This window comes from Streptomyces sp. NPDC090741, assembly GCF_044769045.1.
Classification (GTDB): domain Bacteria; phylum Actinomycetota; class Actinomycetes; order Streptomycetales; family Streptomycetaceae; genus Streptomyces.
Genome location: NZ_JBIVXF010000007.1, coordinates 26,076 through 43,849, shown reverse-complemented (window position 1 = coordinate 43,849; position 17,774 = coordinate 26,076). Strand labels below are relative to the sequence as shown.

Annotated in this window: 16 protein-coding genes and 1 pseudogene; 6 read left to right on the top strand and 11 right to left on the bottom strand. The window is 70.1% G+C overall.

All coding sequences use genetic code 11. From position 1 onward, the window contains the following. Positions 1-66: 66 nt before the first annotated feature. The 3 genes from ACIQU4_RS20075 to ACIQU4_RS20065 all read right to left on the bottom strand — a co-directional run bounded on the left by ACIQU4_RS20075 (position 67) and on the right by ACIQU4_RS20065 (position 2,487). Positions 67-1,509 carry an MFS transporter gene (locus ACIQU4_RS20075; RefSeq protein ID WP_403732228.1) on the bottom strand — a complete coding sequence of 481 codons (1,443 nt, stop codon included), beginning with the start codon at positions 1,507-1,509 and terminating at the stop codon, positions 67-69. Between the two features lie 124 nt (positions 1,510-1,633). Beyond that, a complete protein-coding gene (locus tag ACIQU4_RS20070; protein ID WP_403732225.1) occupies positions 1,634-1,987 on the bottom strand; it encodes a VOC family protein in 354 nt (117 codons plus the stop codon). Positions 1,988-2,091: 104 nt separating this feature from the next. Next, entirely contained in the window at positions 2,092-2,487 is a 396-nt protein-coding gene (locus tag ACIQU4_RS20065; protein ID WP_403732222.1) for a hypothetical protein, read from the bottom strand. Positions 2,488-2,727: 240 nt separating this feature from the next. Between ACIQU4_RS20065 and ACIQU4_RS20060 the strand changes: the two genes are divergently transcribed. From ACIQU4_RS20060 to ACIQU4_RS20050, 3 genes and pseudogenes are all read left to right on the top strand, one after another. Continuing rightward, complete coding sequence (locus ACIQU4_RS20060) at positions 2,728-2,967, top strand: hypothetical protein (protein WP_403732219.1); 240 nt, start codon at positions 2,728-2,730, stop codon at positions 2,965-2,967. A gap of 54 nt (positions 2,968-3,021) precedes the next feature. Continuing rightward, positions 3,022-3,699 (top strand): annotated as a pseudogene (locus ACIQU4_RS20055) (ATP-grasp domain-containing protein); the annotation flags it as partial. A 123-nt stretch (positions 3,700-3,822) separates the two neighbouring features. Continuing rightward, positions 3,823-4,254 carry a GNAT family N-acetyltransferase gene (locus tag ACIQU4_RS20050; RefSeq protein WP_403733084.1) on the top strand — a complete coding sequence of 144 codons (432 nt, stop codon included), beginning with the start codon at positions 3,823-3,825 and terminating at the stop codon, positions 4,252-4,254. A gap of 105 nt (positions 4,255-4,359) precedes the next feature. On the opposite strand, the gene helR is transcribed toward ACIQU4_RS20050, so the two are convergent. The 5 genes from helR to ACIQU4_RS20025 all read right to left on the bottom strand — a co-directional run bounded on the left by helR (position 4,360) and on the right by ACIQU4_RS20025 (position 11,270). Further along, positions 4,360-6,531, bottom strand: coding sequence for an RNA polymerase recycling motor ATPase HelR (gene helR / locus ACIQU4_RS20045; RefSeq protein ID WP_403732217.1), 2,172 nt, complete (start codon positions 6,529-6,531; stop codon positions 4,360-4,362). A gap of 243 nt (positions 6,532-6,774) precedes the next feature. After that, positions 6,775-8,064 carry a ricin-type beta-trefoil lectin domain protein gene (locus tag ACIQU4_RS20040; protein ID WP_403732214.1) on the bottom strand — a complete coding sequence of 430 codons (1,290 nt, stop codon included), beginning with the start codon at positions 8,062-8,064 and terminating at the stop codon, positions 6,775-6,777. A gap of 290 nt (positions 8,065-8,354) precedes the next feature. After that, positions 8,355-9,593 (bottom strand): serine hydrolase domain-containing protein, encoded by a 1,239-nt coding sequence (locus tag ACIQU4_RS20035; protein ID WP_403732212.1) that lies wholly within the window; start codon positions 9,591-9,593, stop codon positions 8,355-8,357. Between the two features lie 185 nt (positions 9,594-9,778). After that, positions 9,779-10,696, bottom strand: a complete 918-nt coding sequence (locus ACIQU4_RS20030) for a hypothetical protein (protein WP_403732209.1) — start codon at positions 10,694-10,696, stop codon at positions 9,779-9,781. A 175-nt stretch (positions 10,697-10,871) separates the two neighbouring features. Beyond that, the gene (locus tag ACIQU4_RS20025; protein WP_403732206.1) at positions 10,872-11,270 is read right to left on the bottom strand and encodes a hypothetical protein; all 399 of its coding nucleotides are present in this window, start codon (positions 11,268-11,270) and stop codon (positions 10,872-10,874) included. A gap of 251 nt (positions 11,271-11,521) precedes the next feature. Between ACIQU4_RS20025 and ACIQU4_RS20020 the strand changes: the two genes are divergently transcribed. Together ACIQU4_RS20020 and ACIQU4_RS20015 are read left to right on the top strand one after the other, a co-directional pair. Beyond that, on the top strand, positions 11,522-12,676 hold the full coding sequence (locus ACIQU4_RS20020; RefSeq protein WP_403732204.1) for an FAD-dependent oxidoreductase: 1,155 nt from the start codon (positions 11,522-11,524) through the stop codon (positions 12,674-12,676). A gap of 179 nt (positions 12,677-12,855) precedes the next feature. Next, on the top strand, positions 12,856-13,173 hold the full coding sequence (locus ACIQU4_RS20015) for a hypothetical protein (protein WP_403733080.1): 318 nt from the start codon (positions 12,856-12,858) through the stop codon (positions 13,171-13,173). 41 nt (positions 13,174-13,214) lie between these two features. Here ACIQU4_RS20015 and ACIQU4_RS20010 read toward each other — a convergent pair whose 3' ends face one another. Both ACIQU4_RS20010 and ACIQU4_RS20005 read right to left on the bottom strand, forming a co-directional pair. Then, complete coding sequence (locus ACIQU4_RS20010) at positions 13,215-13,793, bottom strand: hypothetical protein (RefSeq protein ID WP_403732201.1); 579 nt, start codon at positions 13,791-13,793, stop codon at positions 13,215-13,217. Between the two features lie 135 nt (positions 13,794-13,928). After that, the gene (locus ACIQU4_RS20005; RefSeq protein ID WP_403732198.1) at positions 13,929-14,708 is read right to left on the bottom strand and encodes a maleylpyruvate isomerase family mycothiol-dependent enzyme; all 780 of its coding nucleotides are present in this window, start codon (positions 14,706-14,708) and stop codon (positions 13,929-13,931) included. A 441-nt stretch (positions 14,709-15,149) separates the two neighbouring features. Between ACIQU4_RS20005 and ACIQU4_RS20000 the strand changes: the two genes are divergently transcribed. After that, positions 15,150-15,680 carry a WhiB family transcriptional regulator gene (locus ACIQU4_RS20000; RefSeq protein WP_403732195.1) on the top strand — a complete coding sequence of 177 codons (531 nt, stop codon included), beginning with the start codon at positions 15,150-15,152 and terminating at the stop codon, positions 15,678-15,680. Between the two features lie 55 nt (positions 15,681-15,735). On the opposite strand, the gene ACIQU4_RS19995 is transcribed toward ACIQU4_RS20000, so the two are convergent. After that, complete coding sequence (locus ACIQU4_RS19995; protein ID WP_403732193.1) at positions 15,736-17,583, bottom strand: multicopper oxidase family protein; 1,848 nt, start codon at positions 17,581-17,583, stop codon at positions 15,736-15,738. Positions 17,584-17,774: the final 191 nt, after the last annotated feature.

The window sequence follows — 17,774 nt, the reverse complement described above, 5'->3', positions numbered from 1 at the left end:
CACGTGGCGCTCTTCCCTCTCTGCGCCGAATGGGTTCAGGGTTTGTAACGGGCGTTCGGCGGGGCGTCAGAGCGACGGCAGGTTGACGGTCGGGGCGGGGTCCGGTGCCCGCTGTCCGCGGATCAGCGGGAGCAGGCCGGCCGCGCCCGCGAGCGAGAGGAGCGCCGCGACGCGCAGCACGCTTTCGATGGCCGGTCCGTCCGAAGCCGCCCGCTGCTCCGAGCCGCTCAGGACCTCCAGAACGGTCGCCGCCACCGCCACGGCCATCGCGCCCAGCAGGACCAACGACGTCAGCACCAGCCCGGAGGCGGCGGCGAGGCGGCTCGACGGGACGTACGACTGGGTGGCCACGTTCGTCAGCGCCCAGCCGAGGCCGATTCCGAAGCCCACGACCGCGAAGACGGCCGTGTACAGCGGGAGTGGGTCGGTCCAGGTCAGCGCCAGGAGGCCCGCGCCGCTCAGCAGCATCCCGCCCGCCATCAGCGTTTCCGGCCGCCGGTGCTGGGCGAGGTGGCCGGACCAGTAGCTGGCGGCCCCGGCGCCGACGGACAGCGCGAGGAAGACCAGCCCGGCGTCCAGCGGGGAGAGGCCGCGGACCTGCTGGAGGTAGAGCGCGGAGAGGACCGCCACCAGGCAGTACACGATGTTGGACACGGAGCCGGCCAGCGTCACCGTCACGAACGGCCCGTTGCGCAGCAGGGACAGGTCCAGCAGCGGCTCGGCCGTCCGCCGCTCGATCAGTACGAACAGGATCAGCAGGAGCGCTCCGGCGGCGAAACAGGCCAGCGTCGCCGCGGAGGCCCAGCCCCAGTGGCCACCCTGGTCGACTGCGATCATGACGGCGGTGAGACCGCCCGCCACGGTGACGGCTCCCGGGAGGTCCAGGCCGTGACCGGCCTCCTCGTCGCGGGTGTCGGTGACGAACCGCAGCATCAGGAAGGCCGCGACGGCGCAGAAGGGCACGTTCAGCAGGAACACCGCCCGCCAGCTGACGTGCTCGGCGAACGCGCCGCCCACGAACGGGCCGAGTGCGGTGCCGATCGCGCTGAAGGCCAGCACCGTACCCACCGCGCGCCCCTGCCGGTCGTCACGGAAGTAGGCGGTGACGACCGCCACGGCGACGGGGAAGACCATCGCGGCCGTGGCCCCCTGGGCCACCCGGCCGACGACCAGCCAGACCTCGTTCTGCGCGGCGGCGCACACGACGGACATCACGGCGAAGCCCACCAGGCCCCAGACGATGACGGTGCGCCGCCCGCGGACGTCGGCCGCTCTGCCGCCCGTGATCATCAGTGCGCCCAGCGTCAGCATGTAGCCGCTGACCAGCCACTGCAGATTGGTGGTCGGCGTGGAGAAGTCCCGGGCGATCACGGGCAGCATCAGGTTGAGGGCGAACCAGTCCATCTGGACGAGGAGCATCGACAGCGAGGCGGCGGCGATGACCGCCCGGTCCCGGCCCGAGAACAGCCGCCGGCCGGGCGACCCGGTTCCCACGTTGCCCACGCCCATGAGCACATCCCGTCCACAGCCCCCGGCGCCCCCTCCCACCAGCATGCGCCCGCCCACCCCACCAGGCACCCGGGGCCGGGAAACCCCTTGGGCGGACTCCCCGGGCGGGCTCCTAGGCGGGCTCCTAGGCTGGCTCCCACAACTCGACCCGGTTGCCCGCAGGATCGGTGACCCAGCCGAATCGGCCGACGCCCTCCATGTCCTGCGTCTCCTCGGTCACGTCCGCGCCCTTGGCGCGCAATTGCGCGAGCATCGCGTCCAGATCGCGGACCCGGAAGTTGAGCATGGTCTGCTGGGCGCGGGACCCGAAGTAGTCGGTCCCGGACTCGAACGTCGCGAACACCGTCGGCCCGGCTCCCTGCTGCCACAGGCCGTGCTCATCGGCATCCAGGCCCAGGCACTCGCGATACCAGGCGCTCAAGGCCGCCGGATCGGCCGCCCGCATGAAGTACCCACCGATTCCCGTCACACGTTCCATGCGGCCATCTTCCCAGCACGGCGGGTCGGGCGGGCGGGCACCACACGGCGCCAACACGGCACCACACGGCACTGCGCCGCCACCGCCGCCGTCACCGGGACCCGTCAGGGGATCAGTACGCAGTGGTTCTCGATCACCCTGCCACTGCGATCCAGACCACCGCAGATTGCCAGCCGCGGGTACGCCCTGAACTCGCGGTTGACGACGAACCGGGCCTGCGAGACGCCGGCCCTGCTGTTCCGGTAGTCGCCGACGAAGGCCCGCAGCGTCCCCGGCAGTCCGTCCCTGGTCGTGACGGTGATGTCCTGCACGTAGTCACGCCCCTGGTAGGCGGTGGCCACGCAGATGTAGGTACCGCAGGTGGCCTTGACCTCGGCGCTCGCCGGTGCCGCGGTCACCAGCGCCATGGCGGTGGCCGCGGTCAGAGCCGCGGCCACCGTCGCCAATCGGCGCCGCGCGGGTGTCACCGACCGGACCGTCTTGTGGCGTACGAAGTTCATGGGATCCCCTCCGAGCTGTGCCGGCCGATTGCACGACGTATCCACCGTGTCACGTTCAGTTCCGTTGCGGCATGCGGCAACGGTGAACATGCGGTGAGAAGGCTGAGGATCCGCGGATACGGTATCCGCCGGCCCCTTGCGAGAATCTCGCCGCCCCGATGAGACCCAGGACACGGGAACTGTCCGTACGACGGCCCCTGCTGATCGGCATCCCGATCACCGCCGACCGCGCTCGCGGGCGTGATCGCGCTCTACGCCGCCCAGGGCCCGACCGGCACCGGTGCGTCCGCCCGTACCACCGCGGTCGAGGCGCCCGTCGTATCCATAGGGACGGGCAGCTCCGAACAACTCGCCTCCACCGTCGAGCAGGTCGTACCGTCGCGCATCGCCGCGGCGCTCTACCAGGCGGCGGCCAAGATCCCGGGCGTCGTCGTGGTGAACGGAGAGAAGGAGCGCCCGGCCGGCCGGCGCGCGGCCTGACCCCGGCCCGAATAGCCGAGCGGGCCCCCGAGGCCCCCTTGTACGCTCGCCGCCATGGATGACCGCACCACGCCCACCCTGCTCCTGAACCCGCCCCGCACCACCACGGCGGAACTCCTCGCGCAGGCAGCGGCGTGGCGCGGCCATGACGTCGTCGCCCACGTCAAGCAGGCCGAGGGCCGCGAGACGTACTGGTACGGAGGCCCGCTCGCCGCCGACGTCCTCTCCGGCCGGCTCGGCGTCGGGCTCCTCGAACCCGCCGACGACTGGCTGGCGACGGTGCCGCAGCCCCTCCTCCGGCGGTCCGTGCGACTCACGACGCTCGCCGAGGCCCGGTCCCTGCGGGAACCCGCTTTCGTCAAACCGCCCTCCGCGAAGATCGACCTGCTCCCGGCCGCGGTGTACGAGGACGGAAGCGCACTGCCGGCCGCCCCCGACGCGGCCACACCGGTCCTCGTCAGCGGCGTCGTGGAGTTCGCGGCCGAGTACAGGCTGTTCGTGCTCGACGGGGAGGTCGCCGCCGGCAGCCGCTACGCCGTCTACGGGCGCCCCGATCCCGCACCGCTGGACGCGCCCGCCCGGGCCTTCGCCCGCGAGATGCTCGAAGCCACGGCCGACGGGCTGCCCAGCGCCGTGTGCGTGGATGTCGGCCGGCTCGCCGACGGCGGCTGGGCGATCGTCGAGGCCAACATGCCGTGGTTCGCGCACTGCTATGCGGCCGAGCCCGACGCTGTCCTCGACGTCGTACTCCGGGCCGCGGGCCCGCTGACCCACGTGGCCGACCGGGACCTGCCGTTCGTCCGCGCGACCGGGACCCGGCCGAAGGAGCCGGCGGCCCGTCCCGTGGAATGGTCGCTGCGTTCCGCCGAGCCGGCGGATGTCGAGACGGTCGTCGAGCTGAGGGCGATCGTGATGCGCCCGGACCTGGAGCGGCTGGGACGGTTCGACGAGCACCGGGTCCGGCAGCGGCTGCGCGATTCCTTCTCCACGCAGTACACGTCGGTCATAGTGGCCGAGGGTGCCTTCGCGGGCAGCGTCACCCTGCGCCCGGCCGAGGACGGGTGGTGGCTGGAGCATTTCTATCTCGCTCCGGGCCTGCACGGCCGAGGCCTCGGATCGGCCGTCCTGCACTCCCTCTTGCGGCGGACCGACAGCGACGGCGTGCCCGTGCGCCTGAACGTCCTGCAGGGCAGCGCCGCCCGGCGGCTGTACGAGCGCCACGGTTTCACCGCGGTGGCGGAGGACGCGATCGACGTCTTCATGCTGCGCCGACCGGGCGCCTGCTGACGCACTCTGGCTGGAACTCGGTCGACCTGATCGCGGACGTGACCGGCTGCTTCGACCGGTCCGAGAACGACGGCTACACCTCGCTGACCCCCGGTGCCGGCGGCCTCAGGAACTCGTGAGGACGACGAGCCTCTGGGTCGCCCGGGTCATCGCGACATAGCGGTCGACCGCTCCTTCGACGCCCTCGCCGAACGCCTCCGGGTCGATGAGGACGACCAGGTCGAACTCCAGGCCCTTCGACAGCTCCGGGGTCAGCGACCGGACGCGGGACGTCGCCCGGAAGGAGGGATCACCGATGACGCAGGCGATCCCGTCGGCGTTTTCGGCGAGCCACGTGTCGAGGACGGAGTCCAGATCCGCGACGGATCCGTGCACGACGGGAATACCGCTGCCCCGGACGGAAGTCGGCACGTTGGCGTCGGGCAGCACGGCCCGGATGACCGGCTCCGCCTGCGCCATGACCTCTTCCGGCGTACGGTAGTTGATGCTCAGGGAGGCCACCTCGATCCGGTCGAGCCCGACCCGCTCCAGCCGCTCCCGCCACGACTCCGTGAACCCGTGCCTGGCCTGCGCCCGGTCCCCTACGATCGTGAAGCTCCGGGACGGGCAGCGCAGCAGCAGCATCTGCCACTCCGCGTCGGTCAGTTCCTGGGCCTCGTCCACGACGATGTGCGCGAACGGGCCGGCGAGCCGGTCCGGGTCGGCGCCCGGCAGGGCGCTCTCGTCGATCAGGCTGTCCTGGAGGTCCCGCCCGCGCAGCATCCTCACCGCTCCCTCGCTGTCGTCGCCGGCCGAGTTGAAGTCGGCGGCCGCGAGGATGTCGTCGATGACGCCGGCCATGCGCTCGCGTTCGGCGGCGACGGCCGCGTCGTGCCGGTACTTGCGCCGGGCCGCCTCCGGGTCGCCGAGCCGCTGCCGCGCCGCGTCGAGGAGCGGAAGGTCGGACACGGTCCAGGCCTGCGCGTCCGCGCGCTGCAGCTTCCGTACGTCCTCGCGGCCGAGCCACGGGGCGCACAGCCGCAGGTAGGCGGGCACCGACCAAAGGTCTCCGACGAGGTCGGCCGCTTCGAGCAGCGGCCAGGCGCGGTTGAGGGTCGTGACCAGCTCCTCTTCGTGCAGCAGCGCCCTGCGGAGCTGGTCGGGCGACACCTCGTCCTCATCGTCGTCGAGCTTGTCCATCAGGATCGTGAGCAGCCCGTCCCAGATCCGTTCGCGCGCCTCGTTGTGCGGGACGCCGGCCGCCTCTTCGAACGCCTCGGTCCAGTCGGCGGCGCTCAGCCACAGGTCGGCCCAGGGGGTGGACACCGTCATCCCCTCGGTGGGCGGCTCCTCGTAGATCCTTACGGCCTTCTCGATCGCCTTCACCATGTCCACGGACGACTTGAGCAGCGCCACGTCGGGGTCGCTCTCGACCGGGGCTGCGGCTCCCTCGGGGAGGAGGCCGCGTACGGTGCAGGTCTGTACGCCCTCCTCGCCGAGGCTGGGCAGGACGTCGGCGACGTAGTTCAGGTACGGCTGGTGCGGACCGACGAACAGCACGCCGCCCCGACGGTGCCCGAGGCGGGGATCGGAGTAGAGGAGGTGGGCGGTGCGGTGCAGGGCGACGACGGTCTTGCCCGTGCCCGGACCGCCGTCGACGACGAGGGCGCCTCGGGAACCCGCGCGGATGATGGCGTCCTGGTCGGCCTGGATGGTGCCGAGGACGTCGCGCATCCGGGGCGAGCGGGTGCTGCCCAGGCTGGCGATGAAGGCGGACTGGTCGTCGAGCGCGGCGTGTCCTTCGAACCCGTCGGCGGTGAACACCTCGTCCCAGTAGTCGCCGATCCGGCCGCGGGTCCAGCGGTACCTGCGGCGGCTCGCCAGAGCCATCGGGTCGGCGTGGGTCGCGGCGAAGAACGGCTCGGCGGCGGGGGAGCGCCAGTCGATCAGGAGCCGGCGCCCGGCGCCGTCGGTGAGGCCGAGCCGTCCGATGTAGACGGGCTCGGGGTCGTCCGCGCCGACGATCCGCCCGAGGCACAGGTCCAGTCCGAAGCGGCGCAGGGCGCGCAGTCGGGAGGTCAGCCGGTGGATCTCGCTGTCCCGTTCCATCGCCTCGCGGCCCAGGCCGCCGGGCGCCTTGCGCAACTCGTCGAGGCGGTCGGACAGTTCGGTGACGGCCTGTTCGAGGCTGTGGGCGAGGGCCGCGAAGTGCTGCTCGTCGCGGGCGATCAGGGTCGGGTCGGCCTTCGGGGAGAGGTGGTCGGGGAGGTCGAACGCGCTGGTGGTCTTCGTTGTCAACACAGGCACCCCGTGCATCTCCTAATTTCGCTGCTTCTGGCTACGAGGAGCGATTTTGCGGTACCGAGGGGGCCTTGCCGCAAGCCCCCCTGTGCGCTATAAGTTAAGAGTGGCAAGGGGTGGGCACTCCCCCTAGCGCAACCTCCCCCCTCTCGAAGCGGCCGCTCAGAAGAGCTTGCGTACGGCGGGGACGCTTACGCCGTTCGACGCGCGCGCCCCCGCCGGTTCATCCCCGCGGTCGGGCTACTTGGGGGTCACCCAGACCTGACGCTTGTTGGTGTTCGCCGTGTAGAGCTGGACCACGGTGCCGTTGGCGGTCGAGCCGCCGGTGACATCGAGGACCTTGCCCGAGGCCGTGTGCACGATCTGGCCCTTCGCGTTGACCGACCACCGCTGGGCTGCGGTGCCGTTGCAGTCGTAGAGCGCGATCTTGTTGCCGTTGGTGCTCAGGTTCCGGGAGTTGTCGAGGCACTTTCCGAGCGCGCGGAACGTACCGTCCTTCCCGAGGATCCAGGACTGCGCGACGGTGCCGTTGCACGTGTACAGCTGGATCTGGGTGCCGTTGTCCGCCTTGCCTCCCTTGACGTCGAGGCACTTGCCGCCGAGCCCCGACACGCTGCCCTGCGGAGAGAGCGACGCACCGGCGCCGGCCGCGAGAAGGCGCAGCCCCTGCACGTCGAACTGCTGGACGTACGTGCCCGCCCGCTTGTCCTTGTACGCGTACGTCGGCGTGCACATGACGGGAAACTCGCCCGAGTCCGTGCCCTTGACGCAGTCGCCCCTGGTCAGGCTGCGGTTCGCGTGGGTCAGGCCCAGCGTGTGCCCGATCTCGTGGCTGACGTGGTTGCGCATGATGGCCTCGCCCATGGCCGCGGTGGGCTTGCCGGCCGTGGTGAAGAACTCGTCGTCGATGTAGGCGTGGCCGCTGGTCACCGTGTCCGCGAGGGAGGAGGAGGTGAAGCCGCAGCTCAGGTTCGCGGTTCCCGATCCGTCGCGGACCACCTTCCACCCGGTGCTGCCCATGCTGCCCTCGCCCGCCGGCGGCACGCAGGGCCGGTGCAGCACGCCGATGACCACCTCGCCCTTCGGGCGGGCGTAGTCCCAGCCCACGGGGTGGGTGTCGACGGTGACGGGGAGGTTCGTGATGCGCTGGAGGTCGGCCGCCGTCGCCTTGACGTACGGGGCAAGCCAGTCGGCGGACTTCTGGTCGTAGAACTTGATCGTGTAGCCGGTGGCCAGCCACTTGGTGGCCCCCGAGAGCTTCCATCCCTCGCCCTGCGGGGGAGTGGCCGCGGCTGCCCGGGGGGCCACGGCCGAGCGGCTCCCGCCGATGCTCATGACGCCGTTGCTGAACGGGGTGTGGTCGCCGGCGGAGACGGCGGCGTCGCCGTCCGCCGCGTCGGGTGCCTCCCCCTCCGGCAGTGCTGCTTCCTCGGGTGTGGCGGACGGATCGGCGCCGGCGGAGGCCACGGCGCCGGTGTCCTCGGTGCCGAAGGCGGCGGGGGACAGCAGACCGCCCGCGGCGGCCACCACGGCACACGCAGCGACCAGAGGTATTCGATACTTAGCGGTGAATCCCAAGTCCTGTTGCCTTTCATCGTGTTCACTCCCACCGCTCGCGGCGACGCGCCGTCGCCGTCGGCAGCCGGGACCGAACAGATGATAGGAAAGGACCCAAGGGAAGGAACTGGCCGGGGGGTTACCCGTGTCGGGCCGGCGGGGCGTCGGCGGCTCAGGAGCCTTCGCCGACGCGTCCGAGACGGGACTCGGGTAGGCCTGCCATCCCTCGCCCGTGACGCGGGCGGGCCGTTCGACGGGTGCGGTCAGCCGGTTCCGGGCGCGCGGGGTTTGTGGCCGGGGTACACGTGATCGGGGGTCACGATGGCGGTGACCGCCTGGCCGAAGAGGGTGCTGGGCTCCTGGCCCTCGTACCGGTCGTCCGTGTTGAGGAGGATGACCATGGTCGCCCGGGCCTGCGGCAGGTAGACCGGCAGGACCTCGTACCCGGGAATCGAACCGTTGTGACCGATCCAGCCCTGGACGTTGAAGATGCCCAGCCCGTAGCCGTCACCCGGAAGGTTCATCGGGGTGGTCTTCAGCCGCTCGGCCTGGGTCGCGGGCGTCAGCAGCCTGCCGGTGGCGAGGGTACGGGCCCAACTGCGCAGGTCCTGAAGGTCGGAGATCATCGCTCCGGCGGCCCAGGCCCAGGAGGGATTCCAGTGGGTCGAGTCCTCGATCTTGCCCGAGGCCGTCTGGTCGGTGTAGCCGTGCGCGTACGGATCCGGCATGGCCGCACTCGTGGGGAAGACCGTGTGACGGAGCCCGGCCGGTGCCAGGACCCTTTCCGTGATGACCTCGTGGAGCGGCCGGCCGGTGACCTTCTCCACCACCAGGCCGAGCAGGATCAGGTTGGTGTTGGAGTAGTCGAACTGTGCGCCCGGCGGGAACTGCACGGGGTGCTTGAAGGCGTAGTCGAGCAACTGCCGGGGCGTGAAGCTCTGTTCCGGATCGGCCTGGAGCTTCTTGACGAAGTCCCCGTCCAAGCTGTAGCTGAAGAGCCCGCTGCGCATGCCGGCCAGTTGGCGCAGGGTGATGCGGTCCCCGTTCGGAACGCCCTCGATGTACTTGCCGATGGGGTCGTCGAGGCCGATCTCCTTCTGGTCGACGAGCTGGAGGAGGGCGGTGACCGTGAACGTCTTGGTCTCACTGCCGATGCGTACGTGGAGGTCGCTCGCCATGGGTGCGCGCGTCGCCTTGTCGGCCACGCCGAAGGTCTTCACGTAGCTCCCCTTGCCGGGAGCCCACAGCCCCACGGTCACACCCGGCACCTGCGTCTCGCGCATGACCTGACGCACCGCCGCGTCCAGTCGCGCCGCGACGGCAGGCGTGAGCTGCGTGAAGCCCGCGTCGGTGGTGGGGGAGGGGGAGGGGGAGGGGGCGGATACCGCCGGGGCGGTTGCCGCCCCGTACGCCGCGGAGCCCGCGGCGGCCGGTCCGATGAGCGCACCTGCGGCGGCGGCAGCCACGCAGGCCCGGCGCAGCCGGAGATGGGTCGGCTTCACGGCACGCTCTCCTGTCGTCCGAGGGCCCAGACAACAATCACCAGCGTAGGCCCGCGCCAGGCCGGTCGCGCGGCGAGTCGTGCCCGTGCCCGCGCCCGTACCCGTGGCACGGCGTTCCGGTTCGCCCGGGCCGGCTCTCCGGGGCGAACCGGACGCGTCCCCTCACCCGGGTCCCCGACCGGTGGTCAGGCCCCGCAGAACGGCATGGTCCGTACGTATCCGCCGAAGTTCTCGTCGTCGGTGCCGAGGAGGGCGTCGGTGGATCCCGGCAGGCACTCCACCCCCTCGATCTTGTACTGCGGGAACCTCTCGAGCACCGCAGGGGACGCCGCGAGCGTGACCCGTACCCGGCCGGTCGCCGACACGGTCACGCGGCCGGCCTCGCTCACCGCCGAGTCGAACGGTCCGTCGTCGCCCGCGTCCGCTGCCGAACTCACGATGATCCGCCCGGAGTCGGTCACCGAGATGTCGGAGATGTGCCGCGTGGCGGCGTCGTTCGGAGAGACCGCCCGGTAGGCGCGACGGGTCACGCTGCCGAACTGCGGCTGTCCCCATGACGCGAACGAGAGCGGCGCCGCGTACAGCGTGGCAGGGCGATCGGCACCCGCTCCACGATCCGCCCACAGGGCGGCGAGGTTCCCGTTCCGGGCCACGAGCGCAAAGCTCTCGAAGTCGTCGCCCTCCCCGATGGCCGGCAGCGGCGCGTAGTCGACGACCGTCGCCGTGCTGCCGACGACCTTCAGGCGGTAGACGATGCCGCGACTGGCCAGCGCCAGGTACTCGGCGGGCATCTGCGGGATGGCTTCGATCGCCTCCAGGTCGGAAGGCTCCGGCCCGTCCCAGGTGATCGGGGAGATGCCGTCGGAGCCCTCTCCGTGCGTGATCCGGGACAGGCGCTTCTGCCCGGTCAGTTTGTTGTCGTGCACGACCAGCGCGTGCACCCCGGCTCCGTCCGCGGTACGGCCTTCGAACGCGATGCCGCTGACACCGCCGCGGGCATCGTCGCCCACCTTCTGCCATGTGTCGGCCGCACCGGCCGAGGTGGTGCCGAGCATCGTCATCAGGGCGGTCGCCGCGGCGGGCCAGGCCGCGCGCTTCAACATCGGGAGCTTCACTGGGGATCGTTCGCCTTCCCTCCGACAGACGCGATGTCACGCGTCGGGAGGCAGGCTATTGATCATGGTCAGTGCTGCTCAACGACCGTTACGCCATATGGGGGGGAGCGCGAAGGAGCGAGGGCCTGGCGCCTCGGTACGACCGTCAGCGGGTGTCAGCGGGTCAGTGGATGATGACGGTCGTGGAGGGCGAGGTCCAGTTGCCGGCCATCACGCGCAGCTCCTCCTTGCCCTTGTTCTTGAAGGTGTTGTCGAAGGAGAAGCTGGAGCCCTGCTTGATCAGGGTGTTGGTGTGGAGGGTGGTCCACTTGGAGCCGTTCTTGTGCTGCAGGACCACCTTCGTGCCGATCGGCAGGCCCTTGGTGCGGCCGGTGAACGTGACCTTCTCGCCGGCCTTCACCTCGGTCGGCGTGGCCGTGAGGCTGATCTCCCCGGTAGACGAGGGAGCCGGCGTCGCCGCGACGGCGGAGGTGGCCGCGGTCGCGAGCCCCCCGCCGGTCAGCAGGACTGCGGACAGGGCGCCGGAGGCGAGGATGCGAGCGATACGACGTGGTGTGGCCATCAGGTCGGACTCCCGTCTGGAATGGATCCCCCACGTGGCTCGAACCGCTCCGATGCTAGCGGCGGTTCGCCCGAACGGGCGACTTGATCAAGAGAAACGCCTGGTCGGAGGCGGATCGCAACCATGTGGGTGGGACGGCTCGAAAAGTGTAGTCGTTGCACTTATTGAGCGGGTGTGCTTTTCTGGGACGGTCGGCCGGCCAGCGCGCCGGCCTGCCCGGCAGAACACCACCTCCGCAACGGAGCATCGCCATGAACTCCTCCACCCCACCCCGGATCGCGATCATCGGCGCCGGTCCCGGCGGCCTGACCTGCGCCCGCATCCTGCAGCGGCACGGCATAGCCGCCACCGTCTACGACCAGGACGCCTCCCGCTCCGCCCGCAACCAGGGCGGCACCCTCGACATGCACGCCGATTCCGGCCAGAACGCCCTGCGGCAAGCCGGACTGCTGGACGAGTTCCTGGCGTTGGCCCGCCCCGAAGGCCAGCAGATGCGACTGGTCGGCCGCGACGGACGCATCCTGCTCGACGCAGTCCCGCCCGAGGCCGACGCCGAGGACGGCAACCCGGAAATCGACCGAGGGCAGCTGCGCGGCCTCCTGCTGAACTCACTCGAACCCGACACCGTGCGCTGGAGCCACAAGCTCACTCACGTGGAGCCCGTCACCGCAGGCGTCCACCGCCTGCACTTCGCCGACGGCGCCACCACCGACGCCGACCTCGTCGTAGGCGCCGACGGAGCCTGGTCGAAAGTCCGCCGACAGCTCTCCGACGCGACGCCCGTCTACACCGGCGTCACGTTCGTCGAAACCGGCCTCGACGACGCCGACACCCGCCACCCCGCACTCGCCGCGCTCACCGGCGACGGCACCATGATGGCCCTCGACAACAACCAGGGGTTCATCGCCCAGCGCAACAGCCACCAGCACATACGCGTGTACGTCGGCATGCGCACCGAGGAGAACTGGCACCAGGACGCCGGCCTCGACCCGGCCGACGAAGGCGCCGTACGCGAGGCACTGCTCAAGGAGTTCACCGGCTGGGGTTCCGGCCTGCTCGGCTTCATCACCGATACCGACACCGGCTACACCAACCGGCCCCTGTACGCCCTGCCCGTCCCCCACACCTGGCAGCACACCCCCGGCCTCACCCTGCTGGGCGACGCCGCCCACCTCATGTCGCCGTTCTCCGGCATGGGCGCCAACCTCGCCATGCTCGACGGTGCCGACCTCGCCCGCGCCCTCATCGACGGCACCACCACGACCGACGACGCCGTCCGCGCGTACGAGATCCTCCTGCTGCCCCGCTCCGCGGCGGCCGCCGAAGGCGCCGCCGAGGGAATCGCGGGCGCCTTCGCACCCGACAGCGCCACCCAGGTCCTCGCCCACATGGCGAAGGAGGAATAGCGGCCTTGCCTTGGATTCGAGCGGTTCGTGCATACGTGGATGTGAGATGAAGGGGAGGTGGGGCTGATGACCGCGCACAAGGCCACTGCACAGCGCAGCGCCCGGATCGCCCTGACGTCCCGGGCGACGGTCTGACCCAGTCGGCCCTGCCTCGCTGAGAGCCGTGAGCTCGCGAGGACATCACCGCCATCCGTGCCGTCGACCTCGCCGCGTTCGACACTCCTCCCGAGGCCGACCTCGCCGATGCCTTGCGTACCGGCGCGGGCTCCGCCGCCGTCCGCGCAGCTCTGCGGGCCGCGAAGGACATGGGCGAGCGCTGCGTCACCGTCCTCGGACACCCGGCGCACTGCCCGCGGTTCGGTTTCACCCGCGGTTGCGCTCACGGCATCCGCCTGAGCATCGAGGTCCCGTACGAGGCCATGATGGCCCTCACGCTCGACGGGGCCCACCCGCTGCCGAGCGGCACCGTCCGCTACGCGGCCCCCTTCGGGATCTGACGACCCGCTCCTCCCGGTAGGTCCACCAACCCGGCCCGCACTCAGGGATGAGTCGCGGGCCGGGCGATCGGGCCCTCGTCGACGCCGAGGTCGGTGCGCATCACCGCGCGGAGCTCTTGGCCGCGGTTCCAGAGTTCCTGGAGCTCGTCGTGTATCTCCTGGAACGAGCCGCCCGGAACCGGCTGACCCTCTTCCAGCCGCATCGTCATGCCGTACAGCTCGGACAGAGCCGTGGTCATGACATCCAGTTCGTCCATCACCGTGGTGGAGGCGATCATCTGCGCCTCGGCGAACGCGGCGTGGTGCGCGTGCCGGGCCGCCTCCATCGCCCGCCGGCCTTCCGGTGCGACCTCTCCCTTGTGCACCAGCCACAGGTAGTTCATCAGCTCGATCCGGTACCGGCGGTACGCGGCGTTGGCCGCCACGTAGCACTCGCGCCGCCGGTCCTCCTCGGCGAGCCGCTGCTGGTGGAGCCGCTGGGCGTGGTCCGTCCGCTGCTGGCGCTCGAACTGCTCCGCTTGGGCACGGGCCGTCAGGCGCTGGGACAGGACGGGGGCGAGGAGCGTGCCGATCACGCCGACGCCGGCGGCGGCCAGCGCGATCAGAGCCGTGCCCACCATGCCTCCAGGTGATTCGGGACCGTCGTGCGCGGCCTGCGGCCGGCCACGACAAATGTAACGGCCCACCCTCGTAGTGAAGTTCACCGGCCGTGGTCATCGCGCTCACGCCGAACGCCCTGGCCGGGGAGGGTCGCGCTAGAAGGCCGAGTGGGTGAACCAGTGGGTGAGCAGGTCCTGGTCGCCGAGCAGGCGGAAGGCGTCACTCTGGCGGTCCATGCGGCCGTAGAGGAGCAGGAGCAGGTCCGCGGCCGTTCCCCGTACGGTGGCGTCCGCCGTACGGGCCCCGGCGTGGTCGGCGACGAGCGCGAAGCTGTCCGGCCGCAGGCCGACCAGCCAGTCGCCGTCACCGTCACCGTCACCTTCGCCGTCCGTGCAGCTGAAGCGAATGGTCCGGTCAGGGGCGCGCAGCTGGGCGGTCAGCGGCGCGAAGGGGGACGCGAACGGCAGGTTGGTGAGGAACTCGTCGATGCCGTCGACCGCCAGTGCACGGTCGATTTGCGGTGAGATCCCGAGTGCGAGTTCCGCGTCGGCCCGGTGGACGAGGGTCTCGAAGAGCATGCGCCGGACCCAGAACCGGGCGTGCTGGTCGACTCCCCAGGCCCACATCGGCGCGTCCAGGTCCGTGGCGGCGAAGATCTCGGCGGACTCCGCGGCGCTCGCGGCCAGCCAGCCGGGGAGGCCGTCGCGGTCCTGCGGCAGGCGCAGGTCCACCTCGCGGCTGGTCGGCGGCTGCTGGATACGCCGGCGGAGCAGCTCGGTGAACCAGCGGTGCACGCTGCCGACGTGCTGGGTGAGGTCCGCGAGGGTCCAGCCGGGGCAGGTCGGCACCGGGGTGGAGAGGTCCGCCGCCTTGACCGTGGCGACGAATCCGGCGGCCTCGGCGGCGACGGCCGCTCCGTGCTGGGCGGGGTTCATGGGTGGGCCCTTCGTCTGATGGTGCTGCCCGGGTGGAGGAGATGCTTAAGGGTGTAGATGATTGACATCCTTAAGTAATGGTGAAGGTAATTCGCGAGCCCCGCGGATGTCAATTTCCACCCCACCCCACCCCACCCCCCACCGGCTAGCGCTACTGCTCCGCAACCGCGACGACGAACATCGCGCTCTTCTCCCGGAAGCACGTACCTCACCCCCGGCGCCTCGATCGCCGCCTTGGCGGCGGTGTCCGTCGCCGCAGCGTCACCCTCGGTTCCCGAGCCTGCTCCGGGCTCGATGCGGACCGGCCCCCGGGCGTCGACGCTCAGTAGCGAAGCCGGCGCCTGCGGTCATGAAAGCGAGTGCTCTGAACCCCTGCCGGATATCCGACGTTTCCTGTGTAGGGAGCTTCCCTGGTGCGTTCGAACCGATAGGGGATTCACTGTGATACGTCCGGTTGTCGTCCAGCGCGGTCGCAGCGCAATCGAGGCGAGCGCCCCGCCGGTCTTGCCCGGGCTGTCCGCACCGGCCTGCCGGAACGCCGACCCGGCCCTGTTCTTCCCGGCGTACGGGGTGCCGTTGAGCGAGCCTCAGATCACGGCCGCCAAGGAACTGTGCGCCGGCTGCCCGGTCCGTGAGGAGTGCCTTGCCATAGCCGTCCGTTCGGACGAGAGCGACGGCATCTGGGGCGGCACCACGCCGCTGGAGCGGCGCCGGATGAGGTTGCAGCTGGCGCGCATGGAACAGGGTACGGAGCTGGCCCGGGCCGTGGTGTCGGGGGAGGAGCCGGACGTGCTTCAGGCCCTGCGGCCCGCCGTGGTGCACAGCCTGTTCCGCATGGGCTGGAACGCCGAACGTATCGGCGACGCCCTGAAGTTGTCATCCAGTGAGGTGCAGACGGCGCGGGGGATGGCGGCGCGGGCGCAGGCGTTCCTCGCCTTCATGGAGCGCCACTGCCCCAAGAGCAGGACCTGATCGGCGCCCGGCCGACGAAGATCGCGCCGGCGGCGGGCGCCGCCCGTCCATCGGGTCAGTCCCGGACGATCGTCCAGGGGCGCATCAGGTCGTCGTCCTCGTGTTCGAGGATGTGGCAGTGGTGGATGTACTCCGCGGGGAATTCGGCGCCACTTCCCGGAATCGACGCGATCTCGTCCGTCGGCGGATCGAATTCTCGGATGACGATTCTGGTCACCGTCTCCGGATAGGATTTGACCGTGTCCTTGTTGGACTGTGCCTCGTCCGGGTCCGGCGGAACCGGCGGTCCGGTGAAGTAGTTCGACAACACCGGCCTGTCCTCCGGTTTGCGGCCACCGTAAATCCACTTCTCGTACTGCTCCTGGTATCCGGCTGCGTCGATCGGCTGCCTGTTCAGCACCTGGAAGTTGACGAGGTGGACATGCATGGGGTGGGCGTCGTGGTTGGGATTGATGTACTCCCAGATCTCGGTCGAGCCCGCCTTGATGAAGTCCTCCGACGGTTCCATGAACGGCACCGCGTTGAACGTCATCGTGCCGAAGAGCTGGTGCTGGTACAGCACCCATTCCCGCCGGCGGGTGTGCGGTTTCGGTCTGATGGGTTCGACCGCCGGCAGTTCGAGCTCCCTGGGCGGGGTCGTCTGGTCCCTGCCTCCGGACAGGGGCTTGGTGACCTTGAATCGCATGATCCCCGAGATTTCCGGTCCGTCGCCACCCGGGAAGTGGACCGGCGCGTTGTAGTTCGTCAACGTGACGTCCGTACCCATGGGCACCTTGCTGAAGTCGACGATCAGGTCGTACCGCTCAGCCGGCCCGATCAGGAAATTCAGCATCTGTAGTGGGGCGCGGAAGCCGCCGTCGGTGCCGATCAGCCAGAACGGCAGGGTGGGCTGAGGCCGCACGTCCGTGGGAACGGTGAAGTTCAGCCGCCAGAAACGCTCGTTCGAAGCGTTGAGAATGCGCAGCCGGTAGCGTCGCGGTTCCACGGCCAGGAAGGGATACGCCTTTCCGTTGACGACCGGGGTGTCCTCGCCCTGCTGCAGGGTCATCGTGTAGGCGAGCGAGCCGTCCGGGTTGAAGGTCCGGTCCTGGAGGATGAGGGGTACTTCGAATTCGCCTTGCGGCAGCCCGAGCCGCTCGTCCGCCGGGTCACGAATGAGGTAGAGACCGGCAAGACCCGCATAGACGTTGACGCTGGTCATCCCCATGCCGTGGTCGTGGTACCACAGCATGCTCGAATTCTCGTGGTTGGTGTAGGCGCAGATCGCCTCGTTGGGTTTGACCCGCTTCGGGTCCAGGGTGGTGTACGCCTCGGCGTGGATACCGTCCGGGCTGAACGAATGCAGCGGCATGCCGTCGGACTGCGGCGCCGTGAAACCGCCGTGCTGGTGCACGACGTTCCACACGTTGACATTCGAGGGGAAAGGCATATGGGGCTTGTAGGGAGGCGGCGGGATCGGGGTGAGCTGCGGGTTCCCGTTGCGAATGCCGTCGATCACGAACTGGAACAGATGGGTGGTCGGCAGGTTGTTGCGGTACTTTACGACCGTCGGGTGGTCCTTGTTCACGCTGATGGTCGGCCCGAGATATCCCATGCCGATGGCCTTGTGGGGATCGTGCGGGTTCGCGGCCCAGTAACCCCAGACGGTCGCCGGCCCGAGATCCCGGTGGAAGCGCCACGAGCCCTGGCGCATCGTGATCTCGTAGTAGTCGGCGCCCGGATAGACGGACGGATCCGGGATGGCCGTGAGCGGCGTGGGCAGCGGGTCGACGTACTTCGTCAGCGGTGGGGTTTTCGGCACCACGGTGTCTGCGGACCCGTGACCGTGACCGTCCGAAGCGCGCGCCGGTGTTCCCAGAACACCCCGAGAAAGTGTGACCGCACTTCCCATGGCACCGGCCATGAGAAATTTCCTTCGCCCGACCATCGTCCCCAGCCTTCCCTCGCCTCACATGACGTTCCAGGGATACAGATCGGGTATCTGGGGTGGCTTCAGCACGCCGGTCCGGCTCGGGAAAGCCACTCGTTGAGGCGATTTTGCGGAAATTCGGCAGGCGCCGGAATTGGAATCCAATTATTCGGAATTTGGACCTG